Here is a 20359-nt window from a genome sequence, read left to right on the forward strand (position 1 = left end):
TCAGTTCTCCGCCTGGGCGTCGGACGGGTGGGCGGCGTCGGATGCGGGGGCCGGGTCCTGGGCGCCGGCCGCGGGTGCGACCGTCTCGTCTCCAGAAGCGTCCGGGGCGCCGGGGCGGTCCAGGACGGCGAGAACCCGGAGCAACGGCCGTCCGGTGGTCTGGAGTTGGTCGAGGAGACGGGCCAGTTCGTCGGCGGTCTCCTCGACGAGACGCTCGCGGCGGCCGGTGATGCCGGGGAGCAGGGAGTCGGCACGCCACTGGGCGACGTGGTCGCGGTAGGCGGCGAGCGGCCCGCTGATCTGCTCCTCCCACGCGGCCCTGCCCGCGTCCAGGTGGTGGCGGGCGGCGGTGACCGCGGCCGGGACGAGGGTCTGGAGCCGGTCCAGGTCCCGCGGGCCTCCGGCGCGGGCGAGCCTCGGGCCGACCTTCGCGTCGCGCAGCGCGTCGGCCATGGGGCGTACCTCGGGCGTCCCATGGCCGTCGGGGCGGAGACCGGTCACGGCCATCCAGCGAACCACGGTCGGGCGACCTAGGGCGTTGGAGTGGATGCCCTGAATGAGGAAGACCGGGCCGTCGACGTGGGGCGTGGTGACGACAGGGGCCTCCTGCCGGCCGAACTCGACCAGGACCTTGTCCGTCAGCCACTCGACCACCGGATGGATGTCGGTGAGGAAGGAGACGTCCGGCCACATCGTGGTGCTGCTGTCCCTTGCCTCGGTGAGCTTGCGCTGTGCGAGGGCTCGGTCGAAGGTGACCAGCATCCGTTCGGCGACGCGCTGTTCCCTGAGGTAGGAGGGCGGCAGGGCTTTGAGGCGGTGTAGCAGGTCGGGCGCCAGGGCCGGGGAGAGGGAGAAGTAGGCACCGCCCTGGGCGTCGGTGCCGGACGACAGGGCGATCTGGTCCTCGGCGCGCTCCTCGTACACCTCGTCGAGGGCGGTGGCGACGAAGTCGGCGGTGTCGCCGTCGAAGAGAGAGATCAGCTCGGCGCGCGCGGGCAGCTCCTGCTCGGTGATCGTGTCCACCTGGCCGAACAGGTCGGCGAGTGCCGTGTCATCGGCGGGGGCAGAGGCCAGAAACTCCTCGACCGTGCCGCCCCTGACCAGTTCCTTGATGAGCCGGCGCTCTTCCTCCTCGGCCCGGTAGAGACCGGAGACGGCCTCGGCCGTGCCGTCCAGCTTGTGCGCCTCCTCCTCCCGGAGCAGCAGCTTCTCGGCGACCGTGCGGTCGTCCTTGGCGCCGGGGACGGTCGAGGTGAGGATCAGCGCGTGGAACCGGGGCTCGTGCTTCTGCCCGTAGCGGTCGATACGGCCGTTGCGCTGCTCGATGCGGATCAGGGACCACGGGATGTCGTAGTGGACGAGGTGGTGGCACTGGCGGTGCAGGTTGACGCCCTCGGAGGCCACGTCTCCGGTGAACAGCAGCCGGACGGGAGTGTCGGCGAGGCCGAAGGCCTCAAGGACCTTGCCCTGCTCCTCGTCGCTGAGGCCGCCGTGCATCACGGCCACGGCCTTCGACGTGCCGTCCGCCCCGACCGGGAGGCCCAGGCGGCCCGGGACGACCTCGGCGAGCCACGTCAGTGTTCGGACGCGTTCGGAGAAGACCACGGCTCGCGTGGTGGACCGGGGGCCGACACCGATCTCCTTGAGCTGGGCGACGAGCGCGTCGAGCTTGGCGGAATCGCCGGGCGCGGTGCCGTCGCCCATGCCGGAGACGATCTCCCGGAGCCGGGCGAGGGCGGCCTGCTCGGCGGCGATGGCGGGGTCGGGTCGCAGCCCCTCCTCCTCGGCCTTGCGGACCCGGTCCGTGAGGGAGGACACGCGGTTCGCGACCGTCTCGTCCAGGGCGACGTGCGAGGACAGGAACGTCTTGAGCAGGTTGTAGGCGAAGACCGGCTCGACGGCGACCGAGACGGGGTCGTGACTCGCGGTGCCGAACTCGGTGCTTGTCGGCGGGGTGGGGATCCAGTGCTCGGCCAGTTCCGCGAAGACCCTCTCCTCCGCCTCGGTGGCCGCGCATTGGAGGGAGACGGTGGGACCCCGGTCCGGCCACTCGGTGCCCATCTCGTCCCGGACCTCGGGGCTGATCTTGGTGCGCCTGATGAAGAGATGGCCGAGGTCCTCCGCCGGGTCGTAGTGGTCGCGGTCGGCGATCGCGGCCGGGTCGAGCAGGGAGATCAGGTCGGCGAAGGACCGCTTGTCGCCGTTGTGCGGGGTGGCGCTGGCGAGCAACAGGGCGTCCGTGCGGGGCGCGAGGATCTCGGCGAGGGCGCGGCGCTGGCTGCCGGGGTTGATCAGGTTGTGGGACTCGTCGATGACGACGGCGTCCCAGCGGATCCGCTCCAGGTGGTGCCGGTACTGGCCGATGTTCTTCAGGGTGTCAACAGAGATGATCACGCGCTTGTAGTGCGTGAACGGATTCCGCCCCGCCGGAAGCTCGCGCTGGACGCGCTGGATGCCGAGCGAGTCGAGCCGTACCAGCGGGATGGAGAAACGGGTCCACAGCTCGTGCTGGAACTGCTCCAGGATGCTCTGTGGGGTCACGACCAGGATGCGCTCGCCCCGGCCCCGGCGGATGAGCTCCGCGAGGGTCAGGCCGATCTCCAGGGTCTTGCCGAGACCGACGACGTCGGCGATCAGAACCCGGGGACGGAGGTTGCGCATGGACAGGGCAAGTTCGGCCGGGCGCTGCTGGTAGACGAGCGGGTCCAGGAGGAAGCGGTCGGTGAGGGCAAGGCCCCGCTCCGACTGAGGCAGCGGCGTCTTGCGCAGGACGGCTTCGAGGAACAGGCGGCTGCGCCGGTAGTACGAGGAGGTATCGGGTACGAGGACGGTCTTCTCCGGGTCCAAGAGCTCCACTGTGTCGATGCCGCTGAAGAAGACGGCCTCCTCGTCCCGCACGAACTCGGAGACGCCGACCGCCTCGATCCGCTCCCCGTCGTGATCGGTCGTGGTGGTGTTACGGACCAGCCACTCCTCGTCCCGTACGAGGACCTGCGCGCCCGGCGGGAACCGGGTTCCCTCCTGCGTTGCCCCCTGGTCGGTCACTCGCCGCCCCTTCGTCTTCCTGTGTGTTATGCGCTCTCATCTCCGCAAGTCTGTCACGGGGAGGAAGGGAGGCGTACGGGGTAGGGCAGGTGGCCGCGCCTGCTCAGAAACGGGCCTCGCGGGCGTAGCCGGCACGAATCCGCTCGGCGATCCTCAAGGGCGCGGAAGGCCTGACAGCGGTCATCCTGCATCGCGGGCGCGGGCGATTTTCCGCCTGCGCAGGCGAGGACGCCGGGAGGGCGGAGGTGCCGTCGTCCGGATCATCCGGATCGGGCTCTCCCACCGAGGTGTACTGCCGGGCCCCTGCGAAACCGGCCGGACCCGCCTGCTCGTCGTCCTCGACCGCCGCCTGGTCGATAACGGCGGGTGTGTAGGCAGGTGCGCCGGCTCCCGCGGGAGGCCCAGGGACCGGCGCGGGAAGCGGGGGCACGCTGATTTCGGGCGTCAGAGCTGCGAGGCGGCGCTTGGCCTGGAGGGCGGTCAGACCCTGTTCACGGATGACGCGCACCAGCCGCTCGGTGACTTCGGGCAGTGCCGGCCTGTCATCCGGATCCAGTGCCAGCATGTCCGTGATCAGCGGCACGAGTTCCGGTGGGGCGTCCGCCAGGTCGGGAGGGGTCGCCGGGTCCTCGATCTTCAGGGCGACGGCCTGCCACGTCGCCCCCTCGTACGGGTAGTGGTGGGTCGCCGCGAAGAGCAGCACCGCACCCAGAGCGTACACATCGGCGGACCGGTCCAGCTGTTGCTCGCCCCTGGCCTGCTCCGGAGGCATGCAGAGCACGCTGCCGACGACGAAGCCGGTGGCCGTGAGGGTGGTGCGGCGTTCCGCGAGGACGGCGAGACCGAAGTCGATCACCTTGGGGCCGTAGGAGGAGAGCAGGATGTTCTGCGGCTTCAAGTCACGGTGGAGCAGCCCTGCCTTGTGGACGGTGCCGAGGCCCTCGGCCAGCAGCGCTCCGAGGCTAGCGGTCTCGGCGAGCGGCAGGGCTCCCTGACCGGCGACCAGGGTGCGCAGATCGGGTCCGGGTACGTACTCGACCGCGAGCCAGGGCTGGTCGGCGTTTGCGTCGGCGCCGACGAAGGCCGCGACGAAAGGCCCGTAAACGGTGCGCAGGCTCTCCACCTCGGACAGGAAACGCGCCCGGGTTTCCTCATCGAGCACGGAGGGCTTGATAACCTTCACGGCGGCCAGGTGGCCGGCCGCGGACTCACCCAGGAACACCTGGCCCATGCCGCCGGAGCCGATCCTGCACACGAGGGCGAAACCCCCGATCTCCTTCGGGTCGTCGTCCCTCAGTGGTTCCACGGTGTCACGCCTCCCCGTTGTGGTCCGCACCCCGCGATTTCACGCGGTGGACCTACCCGGACCGGGACGCAGTCTATGCAGGTCCTCTGTCGTCCTGTACCGGCTTTCCCCGGAGGCATCCACAGGCGCGACGGTCGCCGTCACGAGCCTGACAGGCCGTGGTCGTCCATCAATCGCATCAGATTCCGCTTCCGCTTGTAGGCGGCGCGCAGGTCGGCGATGTACGCGGTGAAGTCGTCCGGTGTGCCGAGGTGGCGGTAACAAGAGGCGAATTGACGGCCAAGCAAAGACCGCCGCCCGCACGGACATCCACTTGACGGCAGCATACCGTTGTCATAGATCCACTTCGAGTCGACGATGTGCCTTCGGAACGGCAGGTCAACGAGCGGCAGCTCTCGGTACTGCAGTGGGTGAGAGGCGGCGCCCCGTCGGCGTGTGGGAGATCAACTCCTACAAGACAACGTGCCAGGCACTGCAGAACCGGCGAGGCTGGCCAACCGCGCGGCGGCCAGCCTTAAGGACCCCATCTCGGCGTTCACCGTCATGCAGGTGAACACCCGCCCACCAGCCTGAAACCGCGCATGACCACCCATCAGAAATGCAGCGTTCATGCGCCAACCGTGCGTCCATAGCGCACACTCGGAAAAAGCAGGTCAGCGGCCCTTTTCTGGCAGACTCCAAAATCGCCACATACTCCACATAATGCGTCATCGGGAACAGGACGATCGGAGCTCAGTTGACCGGTCTCTGTGATCGGTCAACACTAGGCCGAACCAAACTGACATCGCAGGCACGTTCGGTCCCCCGGAGCTCACTCCAGCCCTACCGAATCGGGCAGGCATCACACACGCCCCCAGCATCTTCGTACCGCTCCGTACAGACACCTACATCCACTGGCGCCGGGCCAAGGGGACTCGCAGGAGCAGACATACCCGAGCCGATACCCCTACTGACCTGCGCAGCGTCTCGCTACCGCGTTCAACCTCTGGATGAGGTGTGCAACAAGACAGGGCGTACACACAGACAAGGGGTCGGTGCAAGCCGTCATGGGGTCGAGTGGGAGCACGGCCCCATGACGAGTATTCGGACAAGGGGGCGAACAGCGCGACCCCTTGCCTCGTGCACCAGACCGGGCAGCGGAGATGCTCCCTGGGAGCGACCGGATCGGGTGACCATCCGTCCACCCCCGGTTGACGTCGCTCCCAGTCTCCCGCTCCCTGGGAGCGCAGGGAGCCGCTCCCCGCTCCCAGAATTGCTCCCAAACACGAAGTAGGGGCCATCCGAAGATGGCCCCTACCTGCGACGTTTCCGTCGGGACGACAGGATTTGAACCTGCGACCCCTTGACCCCCAGTCAAGTGCGCTACCAAGCTGCGCCACGTCCCGATGCGCGTGTCCCGCGGTGTTCTGCGTGATCGCGCAAACAGAACTTTACCCCACGTTCGGGGGTGGTCCGCTCCCCCCGCCGCACGCCCGGCGAGGGACAATCGCCGTATGAGCACCGCACCCCGACCCGATGACCGTGGCCGCGACCGTGATACCGAAGGGCGGGCCCGCAACGCGCGGCCGCGTGACGGTCTCGGGCGCCCTTTGCCGTACGGCACCGAAGGCGTGGAGCGGCAGCCCGAAGGGGTCACGCGCACACCCGAGGAGACGGTCACTCAGGCACAGGCGCTCCTCGACGCGGGGCGCCCCTTTCACGCGCACGAGGTCTTCGAGGACGCCTGGAAGTCGGGCCCCGATGACGAGCGTGACCTGTGGAAAGGGCTCGCGCAGCTGGCCGTTGGGCTGACCCACTCGGCCCGCGGCAACCTCACGGGTGGGGCGCGGCTGCTGCTGAGGGGAGCGGGCGCGATCGACGCGGGGAGGAAGAGCGAGCGGCCGTACGGGATCGACGTGGACGGACTCGTTCTGTGGGCCCGGCAGTTGGCGGAGTCTCTGGAGGCGGGCGGGCCGACGGTGGACGCCGCGAAGCACGCGCCGCGGCTGCGCGGGGCCGACGGCACGTGACGTCGCGGGGCCGGATCCGGCAGGTGAAGCCCTCGGGTCCAGTCGGTACCGGCCGTACCTGACGCGCCCCGCCCACCCCCACCGCACCCCCGTGCGGCAGACTCTCGGCGTGCGAAAGATTCATGTCATCGGTATCGGCGCCGGCGACCCCGACCAGTTGACCCTGCAGGCCGTCAAGGCTCTGAAGAGCACCGACGTGTTCTTCATCCTCGACAAAGGCGAGGAGAAGGACGACCTCGTCCAGCTGCGGCGTGACCTCCTTGACGCGCACCGCGCCGACGGCGCCTACCGCGTGGTCGAGGCGCGGGACCCCGCACGCGACCGGAAGGCGGGTGGCGCCGACTACTCCCCCGCCGTCGGGGACTGGCGCAGCCGCCGGGCGGACATCTACGCGCGGCTGATCGCCGATGAGCTGGGTGCGGACGAGTGCGGCGCGTTCCTGGTGTGGGGCGACCCCGCGCTGTACGACAGCACGCTCGGGATCCTGGAGGAAGTACTCGACCGGGGCGAGCTGGCCTTCTCGTACGACGTCGTGCCGGGTATCAGCAGCGTCTCCTCGCTCGCCGCCAGGCACCGCACCGGCCTGAACCGCGTCGCGCGCCCCGTGCAGATCACCACCGGGCGCCGGCTCACGGACCACGGCTTTCCCGACGGTGTCGATGATGTCGTGGTCATGCTCGACGCCCATCAAGCGTTCCGGCGCTATCAGGACGGGGAGGGCGGCGACATGTACATCTACTGGGGCGCCTACGTCGGGACCGCCGACGAGATCCTCGTCTCCGGGCCGCTCGACGAGGCCGCTCCGCGTATCGAGGCCCTTCGGGCCGAGGCGCGCGAGCGCAAGGGCTGGATCATGGACACCTATCTCCTGCGCCGCAACCTGGACTGAGGGAACGCGCGCGAGCCCCGCGTCACCGGACCGGACCGGCCCCGCATGCACACGCCCGTGCCCGGTGTGAGGGTGACGGTGTGACGACCACCGCCGAGCCCGCCGCCGAGGCCCCCGCGCAGGGGCCGCCCGTCCTGGACAAGCGCCGCCGCAACATCGTCTTCGTGACGATCATGCTGGGGATGCTGCTCGCCGCGCTCGACCAGACCATCGTGGGCACCGCGCTGCCCACGATCGTGGCGGATCTGGGCGGCGCCGAGCACATGTCGTGGGTCGTGACCTCGTATCTGCTCGCCGAGACCGTGGCCACCGTGCTCGTCGGAAAGTTCGGCGATCTCTTCGGGCGGAAGATCGTCTTTCAGGTCTCGGCGATCATCTTCATCACCGGCTCGTTCCTGTGTGGTCTGTCGACCAACATGACGCTGCTCATCGCCTGGCGTGCGCTGCAGGGCATCGGAGCGGGCGGTCTCATGGTGACCTCGATGGCGTTGATCGCCGACGTCATCCCGCTGCGTGAACGCGGGAAGTACCAGGGTGCGATCGGCGCGGTCTTCGGGGTGGCCACCGTCATCGGCCCACTCCTCGGCGGGCTCTTCACCGACCATCTGACCTGGCGCTGGGCCTTCTACGTCAACGTCCCCATCGCGATCGTCGTGGTGATCGCCGCGGCGCGCACCATCCCCGTCGTGAAGTCGGCGGTACGGCCCGTCATCGACTATCTCGGCATCGCGTTCGTCGCGATCGGCGCCAGTGCGCTGATCCTGGCGACGAGTTGGGGCGGCAATCAGTACGCGTGGGGTTCGGGCACCATCATCGCGCTGTTCGCGGGCGGCGCGATCGCGCTCGCGTTGTTCTGCGTGGTCGAGACGCGGGCCGCCGAACCGATGCTGCCGATGCGGCTCTTCGCCAATCCCGTCTTCACCGTCTGCTCGATCCTCAGCTTCATCGTCGGCTTCGCGATGCTGGGCGCGATGACCTTCCTGCCGACCTATCTGCAATACGTGGACGGGGACTCGGCCACCATCTCGGGTGTGCGGACGCTGCCCATGGTGATCGGGCTGCTCATCGCGTCGGTCTTCAGCGGCAACGTGGTGAGCAAGACCGGCAGGTACCGGATCTTTCCCATCGTGGGTGCGCTGGTCATGGCACTCGGGCTCTATCTGCTCTCGCTGATGGACAACGAGACCAGCACCTGGCTCGAATCCCTGTACATGTTCGTCCTCGGTGCCGGTATCGGGCTCTGCATGCAGGTCCTGACGATCGCCGTGCAGAACACCGTCGTCTACTCGGATCTGGGGACGGCGACCTCCGGGGTCACCTTCTTCCGTACGCTCGGCAGCTCCTTCGGCACCGCCGTGTTCGGGACGATCTACGCCAATACGCTGAAGCCGAATCTGGAGGACGGGGTCGCGGCGGCGGCGAAGGCCGGGTCCGCCGATCCCGCCGTGGTGGCCAAGGCCGCGCAGAGTCCGGCGGGGCTGCACGGCCTCCCCCCGGAGGCGGCGGCGCCCATCATCAAGGCGTACGCCGACACGCTGCACACCGTGTTCCTGTGGACGGTGCCCGTGGCGCTGCTCGGATTCCTGGTGGCCCTCTTCCTCAAGCAGGTGCAGCTGCGGGACAGCGCGCGGATGAGTTCATCGGACATGGGCGAGGGCTTCGCGTCGCCGACCTCGGGCGGCAGCCCGGACCGGGTGCTCGAACTGGCGGTGGGCAACATCATCCGCAACACCGGGATGGACACCGCTCGTCGTGTCATCCGTGAGTCCGACACCCGGCTCGACATCGCCGGCGCGTGGGCCGTGATGCAGGTGACGCTCTTCGACCGGATGGTCGGTCACGCGAATCTGAGCCTGATCGCCGCCCGGCGTCAGCTGCCGGCCGAAGTCCTGGTGCCGGTGTTCGACCGCATGGTCGAGGAAGGCTTCCTCACCCGCACCGGCATGCTCTTCTCGCACACCCCCGCGGGGGAACGCGAGGCCGACGTGATCGGCAAGGCGTGGGCCAGGTGGCTGGGCGAGCAGGTGGAGAGGGACAGCGGGCGTCCCGCCGACCAGGATCTCGTCAAGGCCGTCGACGCGATCGCGAAGCGGCTGCTCGTGGAGGACCTGGAGCACGGCCTCGCCCCCGAGGCGAGAAAGCCGGCCCCGATCTCTGCGGGCAGGGCCTAGGTCCCTGGCCGGGGCCCCTCCACACCGCCGACCCCCCGATGCGTACGTCGCCTTCGAGTGCGGCCGGGCGGGCTTCGCGGCACCGCGCGGCGGGACTCGGGCGGTTCAGCGCAGCAGCAGTTGGAGGCCGCCGAGCACGGTGGCCCCGATGACCAGTTGCTCGAAGAGACGCTGGTTGATGCGGTGCACGGCGGCCTTGCCGATGAGGGCTCCCGGGATGACGAAGAGCACGAGTGCCGCGTCGAGGAGCAGTGAGTGCGCGTCGATCAGGCCGAGGCCCGCGCTGAACGGCACCTTGGAGGTGTTGACGATGAGGAAGAACCACGCCGACGTCCCCAGGAAGCTGAGCTTCTGGAAGCCCGCGGAAAGCAGATACATCGACATGACCGGGCCACCCGCGTTGGCGACCATGGTGGTGAACCCGCCGAGCACGCCGTAGGAGGGGGCCTTGAGGCGGGAGCGGCGCGAGGGTTCCGCCCCGTCCGCGACGGCCCGGCGTCGCCACAGCGTGACCGCCGCCATCATCAGCAGGATCGCCCCGATCGACGTACGCACCACGGCGTCGTCGGCCCACATCAGGAAGACGGTGCCCACCACCACGCCGCCCGCGACGGCGGGGAACAGCCGCCACAGCGTGGGCCAGTGGGCATGCCTGCGGTAGATGAGGACGGCCAGGACGTCGCCCGCGATGAGGATGGGCAGCAGGACGCCGGTCGACTCGCGCGCCGGCAGGACCGCGGCGAAGACCGCGAGGCTGACCGTGTTGGCTCCGCTGACGGCGGTCTTCGAGAAGCCGACGAGCACCGCGGCCGCGGCGAGCGCGGCGAATTCCCAGAGAGATATGTCCATGCCAGGGCGAAACCTACGCCCCGCTGTAGGTGACGCGCAGCTCCCGCTTGAGGACCTTCATGCTGGGACCGAGCGGCAGTTCGCCGGTGAACTCGACGCGGCGCGGGTACTTGTGGCGGCCCAGGTGCTCCTTGGACCACGCGGTGATGCCCGCGGCGTCAGGGACCGCGCCCGGCGCCGCGACGACGACGGCGCAGATCTCCTCGCCGTGCACGTTGTCGGGCAGGCCGATGACGGCGACGTGCGCGACGTCCGGGTGGCGCATCAGCACCTCTTCGACCTCGCGCGGGTAGACGTTGAAGCCGCCGCGGATGATGACGTCCTTCTTGCGGTCGACGATGGCCAGGAACCCGTCGGCGTCCTTGGTCCCGAGGTCACCGGTGCGGAACCAGCCGTCGACGACGGCCTCGGCGGTAGCCTCCGGGCGCCCCAGGTAGCCGGAGAAGACGTTGTGGCCACGGACCACGACCTCGCCAAGGTCACCCGTCGGAAGCAGCTCGATCCGCCCCTCGACGTCGGCTCGGGCAATCTCCACGTCGACGCCCCACAGCGGGTGGCCGATGCTGCCCGCCTTGGTGCCGAAGACGGGCTGGTTCACGGAGGCGGTGGGCGAGGTCTCGGAGAGGCCGTACCCCTCGTAGACCGGTACGCCGAAGGCCTCCTCGAAGCGTTCGAGCACGGCCACGGGCAGCGAGGCGCCGCCGGAGACCGCGAGCCGCAGCGTGGGCAGTTCGGAGGCGGCGGTGGCAGCAGCGGCCACGAGGTTCACGTACATCGTCGGAACGCCGTGGAAGGTGTTGACGCCCTCCGCCGCCATCAGTTCGATCGCCCGCGCGGCGTCGAAGCGCGGCAGCAGGACGAGCGTCGCGCCCGCGCGCCAGGTCGCGTTCATGGAGACGGTCTGGCCGAACGCGTGGAAGAGCGGGAGCGCGCCGAGCGCGATGTCGTCGTCGCGCACGTCATGGGCGTCGAAGGCACAGACGGTCGCGTTCATCACCAGGTTGAAGTGGCTGAGTACGGCACCCTTGGGGACCCCCGTGGTGCCGCTGGTGTAGAAGACGACGGCGGGGTCGTCGGCCTCACGGGTGACGTAGCTGGTCAGCGGCTCGGCTGCCCCCGCCAGGGTCTCCAGTTCACCGCCCTCGCCCAGGGTCAGCATCCGTACGCCGGTGGCGGCGGCAGCGGTTTTACCCGTCTCGGCCTGCGCGGGGTGGCAGAGGAGCAGGGTGGCGCCGCTGTCCCGCAGGACGTGCTCGACCTCCTCCGCGGAGAGCAGGAGGTGTACGGGGACGACGACGCCGCCCGCGGCGAGGATCGCGTAGTAGGCGCGGGGGAACTCGGCGGTGTTGGGCGCCATCAGGGCCACGCGGTCTCCCGGCCGCACCCCGAGCCCCACGAGCGCCGCGGCCTGCGTACGGGCCTGCTCCCACAACTCGCCGAAGGTGAGCCGCAGTTCGCCCTCGACGAGGGCGGTGCGGTCCGGTCGGCGTCGGGCGGGCTCGGCGAGGATCGCGGCGAGGGACAGCGTGGCCATGGGTGGTGCTCCGTTTCCTTGCGTTCCGTGCGGCCTTGCAGATGTGAGGCGGGGGATTCAGCCGCGCTCGACCAGGAGCGCGCTGCCCTGGCCGACGCCCACGCACATCGTGGCGAGGCCACGGGCCGAGCCGGTGCGGCGCATGCGGTGCAGCAGCGTGGTCAGGATGCGGGCGCCGGAGCAGCCGAGGGGGTGGCCGATGGCGATGGCGCCGCCGGTCGGGTTCACCAGCTCCGGGTCGATGCCCAGGGCGTCGACGCAGGCGAGTGCCTGGGCCGCGAACGCCTCGTTGAACTCGGCCTCCCGCAGGTCGTCGACGGACCAGCCGACGCGGGCGAGCGCCTTCTGCGTGGCGGGCACGGGCCCGATGCCCATGACGTCCGGGTGCACACCGGCGGAGGCCCCCGCGACGTACCGGCCGAGGGATTCGAGGCCGAGGTCGTTCAGGGCCTCCTCGCTGACGAGGAGGAGTCCTGCCGCGCCGTCGTTCATCGGCGACGCGTTGCCCGCGGTGACGGTGCCGCCCTTGCGGAAGACGGGGCGCAGGCCGCTGAGCTTTTCGTACGAGGTGTCCTCACGGATGCATTCGTCGAGTTCGACGAGGGTGCCGTCGGGCAGCGTGACGGGGAGGATCTCGTCGTCGAAGTGGCCGTTCTTGCGGGCCTCGGTGGCCTTTTGGTGGCTGCGGAGGGCGAAGGTGTCCTGGCGTTCGCGGGAGATGCCGTGGCGCTCGGCGACTTCCTCGGCGGTCTCGCCCATGGCGAGGACGCCGTGCAGGTCCTTCATGGCGGGGTTGACCAGGCGCCACCCGAGGCGGGTGTCGGCGGTCTCCATCTTGTGCGGCAGTGCTTCGTCGGGTCGGGGCAGCACGAAGGGGGCGCGGCTCATCGACTCGGAGCCGCCCGCGAGGACGATGTCGGCCTCACCCGAGGCGATGGTGCGGGCGGCGGCGGTGACGGCTTCCATACCGGAGGCGCAGAGGCGGTTCACGGTGGCGCCGGGCACGGAGTCCGGGAGACCGGCGAGGAGGGCGGCCATGCGGGCCACGTTGCGGTTGTCCTCGCCCGCCTGGTTGGCGGCGCCCCAGTACACGTCGTCGATCCGGGCCGGATCCAGCTGGGGTGTGCCGGCCAGGAGGCCCCGCACGACGGTGGCGGCGAGGTCGTCCGGGCGGACGGCGGAGAGGGCGCCGCGGAGCTTGCCGATGGGGGTGCGGCGGGCTGCGGCGAAGTGGACTGGGCGCACGATACGGCTCCGGATCGTTTGCGGTCATCGTCTGCGGGGTCACTGCGTGACGGCTCGATGTAAATTAGCACTGCTAGTTTTGAGTGTACGGGGAGGCTGCGCTGGGCGGAAGAGCGGTCTTTTCCCCAACCCCGCCCCTTCCCGAAAACCGTGCCTGCGCCCCGGACCTACCTGGGGCTCCGCCCCAGACCCCGCTCCTCAAACGCCGGAGGGCTGAAAGACTCAGCCCGTCCGGCGTTTGAGGACAAGGCCCCCGCGCCGAGCGGGTTTTCGGGAAGGGGCGGGACTGGGGCCAAAAAAATGCTCTACACAACCGTCACCCGCACCGGACCATCCCCCGCATCCACCCTCCCGACCCAACCCCCCGAGAGATACACCCCCTGGTTGGGCAGCACCCTTCGCCGTACCCGTTGCCGGTGCAAGAGGCGCCCGTCCTGCCTCACCACCAGAACAGGGCAGACCAGAGCCTCCGCCGTCCGCAGGACAAAGCGGCCGCTCGGAGCATCCGGCACCAGCCGGTTCGGCGCCACCCACCGCAGTGGGGCCTCGGCCACCACCGGCACCGCGCCGCCCGGCCACCCCGCACCCCCGAGATGCCGCCGCACCGAACCCGCGACCAGCGCCCCCTCCCCCGCGGCCACCCGCGCCGGCTCCACCGCGTGCACCCCGCTGCCCACCGCGAAGACCCCCGGTGACGCGGTGCGGAACGAGGTGTCCACCGCCGGGCCCCGCGTCCCGGGGTCGAGGAGCACGCCCCCGCGTCGCGCCAGCTCGTGGTCGGGGACGAAGTCGCCGGTGAACACCACCGTGTCGCAGGCGAGTACGCACTCCCGCCCGTCTTCCCGCCGCAGGCGCACTCCCGACAGCCTCCCGCGGCCCAGGAGTTCGGTCACCGAGGCCCCGGTCAGCAGCGGTACCGAGGGCACTCCGAGTCTGGCGACCGCGGCCCTGCCCCGGCCCACCTGGGCACGCGCCTCCTCCGTGACGAGCGCGACGACCTCCACGCCCGCGCGCCGCAGCGCGGACAGCGCCCCGTAGCTCACCGGCTCCGCGCCGACGACGACCGCGCGGGTCCCGATCTCCTGCCGGTAGATGTCGACCGCCTGCTGCAGCTCTCCCGTGGTGAAGACCCCCGCCGGGCGCGTCCCCGGGACGAGCCGCGCCGTCCGAGGCCGTTCCCGCGCGCCCGTGGCGAGGACCACGGCACGCGCGGTGATCCGCTCCAGGCCGTGCGGCCCGGTCGTGTCCAGGGCCAGCGGCCCGGCCCAGCCGGTGGCGCTCACCCCGGTCCTCACGGCCGCTCCGGCACCGAGCGCGGCCTCGACGAGGCCCTCCGCGTACTGCGGCCCCGTCACTCCCCACCGCCCGAACCCGGCGTGGTGACAGTGCCGCGGCACCCCGCCGGCCCGCGCCTCCCGCTCCAGGACCTCCACCGTGCCCGCGCCCGACGCGGCGAGGCGCGCGGCCGCGGCGAGTCCCGCGGGGCCCGCGCCCACGACGAGTACGTCCACGCTGCGCTGCCGCCTCATCGCGCCGCCCCCGACTCGCCCCAGCCGTCGAAGAGTTCCCGTACGGCGGCCCCGCAGTAGAACCCCTGGCAGCGCCCGCCCCGCGCCCGTGTCCGGCGCCGCAGTCCGTCCAGAGACCCGGGCGGAACGGTACTGATGAGGGCGTCCCTGATCTCCCCGCGGGTCACGCGTTCGCAGTGGCAGACGATGCTGCCGTACGCGGGGTCGGTCGCGATGAGGTCGGCGCGCTGGTAGGGGCGCGGGAAGGCCTCTCCCAGGTTCGGCATGCGCACCGGCTCCAGGGCCTCGGGGGCTGTCAGGTCGAGGCCGAGGTCTGGGTCAGCGGTCTCGGCGAGCAGGCCCACGACGTACTCCGCGATCGCCATCGACGCGGTGAGGCCCGTGGAGCGGATGCCGCCGACGGTGATGTACCGCTCCTTCGGTGCGGCGTGGATCTGGTAGTCGTCGTGCTCGGTGGCCGCCCGCAGCCCGGCGTAGACCGTGGTGACCTCCTCGTCGAGGAGCGCGGGCAGGATGCGCCGGCCCTTGGCGCGCAGCCCGGCGAGACCGTCCTCAGTGGTGCCCGTGGCGCCCTTGTCGTCCAGCTCCTCGGCGGTGGGGCCGAGAAGAACGTTGCCGTACACGGTCGGCGCCACCAGCACGCCCTTGCCGAGCGCTGTGGGCACCGGCAGCAGGATATGGCTGACCAGGTCCCGGGCGAGCTTGTCGAAGACGATGAGCTGGCCGCGGCGCGGGGTCACGGTGAACTCGCCGCGGCCGAGCAGCTGCCGGTCGAGTACGTCGGCGTGCAGCCCCGCGGCATTGACGAGGTGGCGGGTGCGTACGACGCCGCGGGGCGTGGTCAGTTCACGGCAGGCGGAGTCGTCGTCGTCCGGTGATCGTGCTGGACCGATCTTCTCCACCGCGCAGTTGAGGTGCAGGTCCACTCCCCCGCGCACGGCTTGGGTGGCGTACGCGAGTGTCGTCGTCCAGGGGCAGATGATGGACTCGCCGGGGACGTCGAGAGCACCCAACACACCTTCGCCCAGGTGTGGTTCGCGAGACCTCACCTCGTCGGCGTCGATGATGCGGGCTTCGTCGTAGCCGTTGCGTTCCGCCTTGCGCAACAGGCCGGGGAGCGCGTCGAGTTGTTCCTCGTCCCAGGCGATGAGCAGTGCCCCGACGGGTTCGACGGGGATGCCCGTCTCGGTTGCGTACGCGGCCAGTAGGCGGCTTCCCTCGCGTACGAGGCGGGCCTCCAGGGAGCCGGGCACGGCGTCGAAGCCGGTGTGCAGGATCGCGGTGTTGGCCTTCGACGTGCCGTCGCCCACGTCCCCGGAGGCTTCGACCAGGGCGACGCGGAGGCGGTGGTGCCGGGCGAGCTCCCTGGCGATGGCCGAGCCGACCACCCCGGCGCCGACGACCGTCACGTCGTAGGGCTCGGAGGGCAGCGGCCCCTTGGTGGTGACGCTCATGACGAGGGGGCGGGCGCGCGGTCGAGCAGGGCGTCGACCGCCGTGCGGAACCCACCGAGGCGCTCGGCGGCCCGCGTGGCGTCGATCTTCGGCTCGTACACGGCGGCGGGCTGCCACCGGGGGACGGCGTCCCGCACCGTGAGCTGCGGATCGAGGCCCATGCGGGCGACGGCCCCCACACCGAGGGCGGTGACATCGGGCAACGCCGATACCTCCACGGGGAGTTGCAGGAGGTCCGCCTGGGTCTGCATCAGGAGGGCCGAGCGTGTCAGGCCGCCGTCGACGCGCAGGCTCGTCAAGGGCTCGCCCAGGTCGGCGGCCACGGCGTCGGCGAGGGAGACCACCTGGGCCGCGAGGCCCTCGCACAGGGCACGGACGAGATGGCCCGGGGCGGTGTCGAGGCCGAGTCCGGTGATCGAACCGCGCAGGTCGCCGCGCCACCAGGGCGCCGCGAGCCCGGCTAGCGCGGGCACGAAGGTGACGCCGCCCGCGTCGACCACCGACGAGCCGACCAGGTCGAGGTCCGCCGCCCCCTCGATCACGCCGAGGTCCGTGAGCCAGCGGACGGCGGACGCGGCCGTGTAGACCTGCCCGTCGAGGCAGTAGCTGCTCTCCCCCGCGAGACGCCAGGCGAGACAGCTGACCAGGCCGGAGTCGCCGCGGCGCGGGCGGGAGCCGGTCTGGGCGAGCAGGAACGCGCCGGTGCCGTAGGTGCACTTGGCGGTGCCCGGCTCGGTCACGTCCTGGGCGAGCAGCGCGGCCTGCTGGTCGACGAGGAGGCCGGTCAGCGGGAGTTCGGGGCCGAAGGCCCTCGTCGTGCCGACCGGGCCCGCCGCGTCGACGACCCGGGGCAGGCGCTCGTCGGCGAGGCCGAAGACGTCAAGGGCGCGCGGCGCCCACGTGGCGTCGTCCAGGTCGAGGAGCTGCGTGCGCCCGGCGGTCGCCGCGTCGGTGACGAACTCGCCGGTGAGCCGGTGGATCAACCAGGCATCGCTGGTGGTGACGACGCCCTCCCGGGTGAGGTGGCGGCGTATCCAAGTCATCTTCGGCGCGGCGAAGTAGGGGTCGAGGGGGAGCCCTGTCAGGTGTCTCAATTCGTCCGCGTACGGGGCGAGTTCGGTGCAGAGCGACTCCGCTCGGCGGTCCTGCCAGACGATCGCGTCGGTCAGCGGGCGGCCGGAGGCGGGGTCCCACGCGAGGACCGTCTCGCCCTGGTTGGCGAGGCCGACGGCGGCGACCGGTTCCCCGGCGTCCGCGAGGGCGCGGCGTCCCGCGTCGACGACCGAGGCGAGGAGCGCCGCCGGGTCGACCTCCACCCGGCCGCCGGGGAGGTGGCGCGGGCGTACGGGCGCGGCACCGGAACCGATCACCCCGCGCTCCGGGCAGAGGACGAGAGCCTTCGTGCCGGACGTGCCCTGGTCGATGGCGAGGACAGCCTCGCCGCGCGGTCCGCTGCCGTGGGTGATCACCGCGGAAGCCTGCAACAACGCCCAGGAAGGCGTCAAGAGGCCCCTTCGCGGGCGGACACCTGACTGATCTTTTCTCAGATTGCCAACCGGCGCGCCGAGTTGAATACAAGTCGATCCCAAAAGATCCACGAACCGCACTGTAAACGGAAGTTACAGATCTACACTGACCGCCGAACAAACAACATCAGTCCCGCACACGCCAGTTCAGCCCATGCCCGCCTTCTCCTCCCCCACAGAGGATTCATGCCCACTCCGTCAGGCCGCCCCGTGTACCACCCGGCGGGCCACGACGAACAGTTGCGCGCCGTTCTCCAGGACCTCAAGACGGGTCGCTGGGTGTCGACGCGCAACCTGCTCGACTCGACCCCCGACTGGGGCCTCTGGACGCAGCGCACACAGATCCTCGCCGCCGCCGTCGCCGGTTCCGACGTGGTCAGGGCGTGGCAGGCCGAGGAGCCGCACAGCGCGGCGGCGTCCGTCCTGCACACCAGGGTCCTGGTCGAGCGGACCCTGCGCGCCCATCGCGCCGGTCACCGCCACACCAACGAACTGTGGCGCGAGGCGGCAGCGGCCTGCGGAGCCACGATCGACGCCTCCCCCGAGGACCCCGTGCCGTGGGTCTGCCTGCTCGCCCTCGCCCAGCTCGACAAGGGGCAGCGCTGGGACGAACACCGGGTGCCCGCCCCCGAGCCGATGCTCTTCCCCGGCCCCTGGCACCTCCTCGCCGAGGCCGACAAGCGAGACCCCGGCAACCGCGAGGCCTACCACCGGATGCTGCAGTTCGCGTACACCCGGCGCCCCGGAGGCCCGCTCACCGAAGCGGTCAACTTCGCTCACTGGGCGTCCGGTTCGGCGCCCGCGGGCTCCGCGCTGCACGTACTGCCCCTGTATGTGCGCGTCGAGCGGTACCGCAAGGACGGCGGCGCGGAAAACGCCCTGGACCTGCACTGGATCGGTGAGGACGCGACCCGCTCCGCCCTGCGCGCCCTGCACCTGTGGTTTGAGCACACCCGGCCCGCGGCGACCTCGCTCCTCGACCTCAGCCACGTCGCCCACGCGTTATGGGGCGCCCACCAATTCGCGGACGCGGCCCGGGTGTTCGAGGTGCTCGACCCCTTCTACACCGTGGCGCCCTGGACGTACCGCACGCGCTCGCCCGGCGACGCCGACGCTGCGGCCGAGGTATTCACGCAGGCACGTACGCGCTGTCTGAGCGCCGTACGGGATCCGGACTGAGCACCCTCCTCGGCACGGTCCATCGAAATCAGCACCACCAGCTTCCCCGGTCCACCGCTCCCCGACGGAGGTACATCCGTGTCCCGCACCACCTGGTCGAGTCCCGACTCGACCGCGGCCCCACTGCCCGACGAGGAACAACGGCTCAGGGAGCTCGGTTACCAGCCGGTCCTGGCACGTCGGATGGGTGGCTTCGGCAACTTCGCCATCAGCTTCTCCGTCATCTCCATCCTCTCCGGCTGCATGACCCTGTACGGCTTCGGACTCGGCACCGGCGGCCCGGCCGTGATGCTCTGGGGCTGGGCAGGCGTCGGCCTCTTCGTGCTCTTCGTGGGCCTGGCGCTCGCCGAGGTCACCAGCGCCTACCCGACCTCGGGTGCCCTCTACTACATGGCCGACCGGCTCGGCGGCCGGCGCTGGGGCTGGTACACGGGCTGGCTGAACCTGCTCGGCCTGCTCGGCGCCATCGCGGGCATCGACTACGGCGCGGCACTCTTCTCCGGAGCGTTCCTGAACCTGAAGTTCGGCTTCACGCCGACGCCCGAGAAGACCTTCCTGATCTTCCTCTGCATCCTGCTCCTGCACGCCGTGCTGAACCTGTTCAACGTGCGTCTGGTCAGTCTGCTCAACTCGATCAGCGTGTGGTGGCACGTGGCCGGTGTCGCCGTGATCGTGGGCGTCCTCGCGATCGTGCCCGACCACCACCAGTCGCCCGGTTTCGTCTTCGGCGAGTTCGTCAACGACACCGGCTGGGACAACCCGCTCTACGTCACCGCGATCGGTCTGCTCCTGGCGCAGTACACCTTCTGCGGGTACGACGCCTCCGCCCACCTGTCGGAGGAGACCTCCAACGCCTCGGTGACCGCGGCACGCGGCATCGTGCGTGCCATCTGGGCGTCCTGGATAGCCGGTTTCGTACTGCTTGCCGGCCTCACGTTCGCGATCCAGGACTACGCGGGCACCCAGAACACCGAGACCGGGGTGCCACCGGCGCAGATCATGATCGACGCCATCGGCGAGTCCGGCGCGACGGCCCTGCTGCTCATCGTGATCGTGGCGCAGCTGTTCTGCGGCAACGCCGAGACGGCGGCGGCCAGCCGGATGGTGTTCGCGTTCAGCCGCGACAACGCGCTGCCCGGATCGAAGGTGTGGCGCAAGGTCAGCTCCCGTACCCAGGTCCCGGTGCCCGCGGTGTGGCTCTCGGTCGGCCTCGCCGCGGTCATCGCCCTGCCGTCGCTGTACTCGACGACCGCCTACACCGCCGTCACCGCCATCAACGTCATCGGCATCACGCCCGCGTACGCCATCCCGATCTACCTGCGGCTGCGGGCGGGCGACCGCTTCGAGCCGGGCCCGTGGAACCTGGGCCGCTGGAGCAAGCCCATCGGCTGGATCGCGGTGATCTGGGTGGCGTTCGTGACGGTCCTGTTCTGCCTGCCGCAGGTCTCACCGGTGACCGTCGACACGATGAACTACGCGTCGATCGCGTTCGTCGTGGTGCTGACCCTCGCCACGGTGTGGTGGTTCGTGGCGCGGCGCTCCTACAGCACGCCGTCGGCGTACGGGTCGGAGCGGGAGCAGGCGGAGATCGCAGAGGACATCGTCTAGGCGCCTGTACTTGCA

The 20359-nt window shown here is 70.6% G+C and carries 14 protein-coding genes and 1 tRNA gene; 5 read left to right on the forward strand and 10 right to left on the reverse strand.

The window, feature by feature from the left end; all coding sequences use genetic code 11:
• From ACZ5U5_RS38145 to ACZ5U5_RS38160, 4 genes are all read right to left on the reverse strand, one after another.
• Positions 1-3045, reverse strand: coding sequence for an SNF2-related protein (locus ACZ5U5_RS38145; protein ID WP_469031078.1), 3045 nt, complete (start codon positions 3043-3045; stop codon positions 1-3).
• A 103-nt stretch (positions 3046-3148) separates the two neighbouring features.
• Entirely contained in the window at positions 3149-4351 is a 1203-nt protein-coding gene (locus ACZ5U5_RS38150; protein ID WP_469031080.1) for a serine/threonine-protein kinase, read from the reverse strand.
• 140 nt (positions 4352-4491) lie between these two features.
• On the reverse strand, positions 4492-4638 hold the full coding sequence (locus ACZ5U5_RS38155; protein ID WP_469031253.1) for a hypothetical protein: 147 nt from the start codon (positions 4636-4638) through the stop codon (positions 4492-4494).
• A 1024-nt stretch (positions 4639-5662) separates the two neighbouring features.
• Positions 5663-5736 (reverse strand) — tRNA-Pro (locus ACZ5U5_RS38160).
• 108 nt (positions 5737-5844) lie between these two features.
• Here ACZ5U5_RS38160 and ACZ5U5_RS38165 point away from each other — a divergent pair.
• The 3 genes from ACZ5U5_RS38165 to ACZ5U5_RS38175 all read left to right on the forward strand — a co-directional run bounded on the left by ACZ5U5_RS38165 (position 5845) and on the right by ACZ5U5_RS38175 (position 9420).
• Complete coding sequence (locus ACZ5U5_RS38165) at positions 5845-6360, forward strand: DUF309 domain-containing protein (protein WP_469031082.1); 516 nt, start codon at positions 5845-5847, stop codon at positions 6358-6360.
• 109 nt (positions 6361-6469) lie between these two features.
• A complete protein-coding gene (gene cobF, locus ACZ5U5_RS38170; RefSeq protein WP_469031083.1) occupies positions 6470-7249 on the forward strand; it encodes a precorrin-6A synthase (deacetylating) in 780 nt (259 codons plus the stop codon).
• 80 nt (positions 7250-7329) lie between these two features.
• Positions 7330-9420 carry an MDR family MFS transporter gene (locus tag ACZ5U5_RS38175; RefSeq protein WP_469031085.1) on the forward strand — a complete coding sequence of 697 codons (2091 nt, stop codon included), beginning with the start codon at positions 7330-7332 and terminating at the stop codon, positions 9418-9420.
• Positions 9421-9525: 105 nt separating this feature from the next.
• Here ACZ5U5_RS38175 and ACZ5U5_RS38180 read toward each other — a convergent pair whose 3' ends face one another.
• From ACZ5U5_RS38180 to ACZ5U5_RS38205, 6 genes are all read right to left on the reverse strand, one after another.
• Positions 9526-10269: a sulfite exporter TauE/SafE family protein gene (locus ACZ5U5_RS38180; protein ID WP_469031086.1), complete on the reverse strand. Its 744-nt coding sequence runs from the start codon at positions 10267-10269 to the stop codon at positions 9526-9528.
• A 13-nt stretch (positions 10270-10282) separates the two neighbouring features.
• Entirely contained in the window at positions 10283-11803 is a 1521-nt protein-coding gene (locus tag ACZ5U5_RS38185; protein ID WP_469031088.1) for a long-chain-fatty-acid--CoA ligase, read from the reverse strand.
• A gap of 57 nt (positions 11804-11860) precedes the next feature.
• On the reverse strand, positions 11861-13048 hold the full coding sequence (locus tag ACZ5U5_RS38190) for a thiolase family protein (protein ID WP_469031090.1): 1188 nt from the start codon (positions 13046-13048) through the stop codon (positions 11861-11863).
• 305 nt (positions 13049-13353) lie between these two features.
• On the reverse strand, positions 13354-14577 hold the full coding sequence (locus ACZ5U5_RS38195; RefSeq protein ID WP_469031092.1) for an FAD-dependent oxidoreductase: 1224 nt from the start codon (positions 14575-14577) through the stop codon (positions 13354-13356).
• Positions 14574-16031 (reverse strand): FAD-dependent oxidoreductase, encoded by a 1458-nt coding sequence (locus ACZ5U5_RS38200; protein ID WP_469031094.1) that lies wholly within the window; start codon positions 16029-16031, stop codon positions 14574-14576. Before ACZ5U5_RS38200 ends, ACZ5U5_RS38195 begins: the two co-directional genes overlap by 4 nt.
• Positions 16028-17500: an FGGY family carbohydrate kinase gene (locus tag ACZ5U5_RS38205; protein WP_469031096.1), complete on the reverse strand. Its 1473-nt coding sequence runs from the start codon at positions 17498-17500 to the stop codon at positions 16028-16030. Before ACZ5U5_RS38205 ends, ACZ5U5_RS38200 begins: the two co-directional genes overlap by 4 nt.
• 243 nt (positions 17501-17743) lie before the next feature.
• Between ACZ5U5_RS38205 and ACZ5U5_RS38210 the strand changes: the two genes are divergently transcribed.
• Together ACZ5U5_RS38210 and ACZ5U5_RS38215 are read left to right on the forward strand one after the other, a co-directional pair.
• Entirely contained in the window at positions 17744-18736 is a 993-nt protein-coding gene (locus tag ACZ5U5_RS38210) for a hypothetical protein (RefSeq protein WP_469031098.1), read from the forward strand.
• A 78-nt stretch (positions 18737-18814) separates the two neighbouring features.
• Positions 18815-20344, forward strand: a complete 1530-nt coding sequence (locus ACZ5U5_RS38215) for an amino acid permease (protein WP_469031100.1) — start codon at positions 18815-18817, stop codon at positions 20342-20344.
• The last annotated feature ends 15 nt before the right edge of the window (positions 20345-20359 follow it).

The organism is Streptomyces sp. NPDC033177 (genome assembly GCF_055577715.1).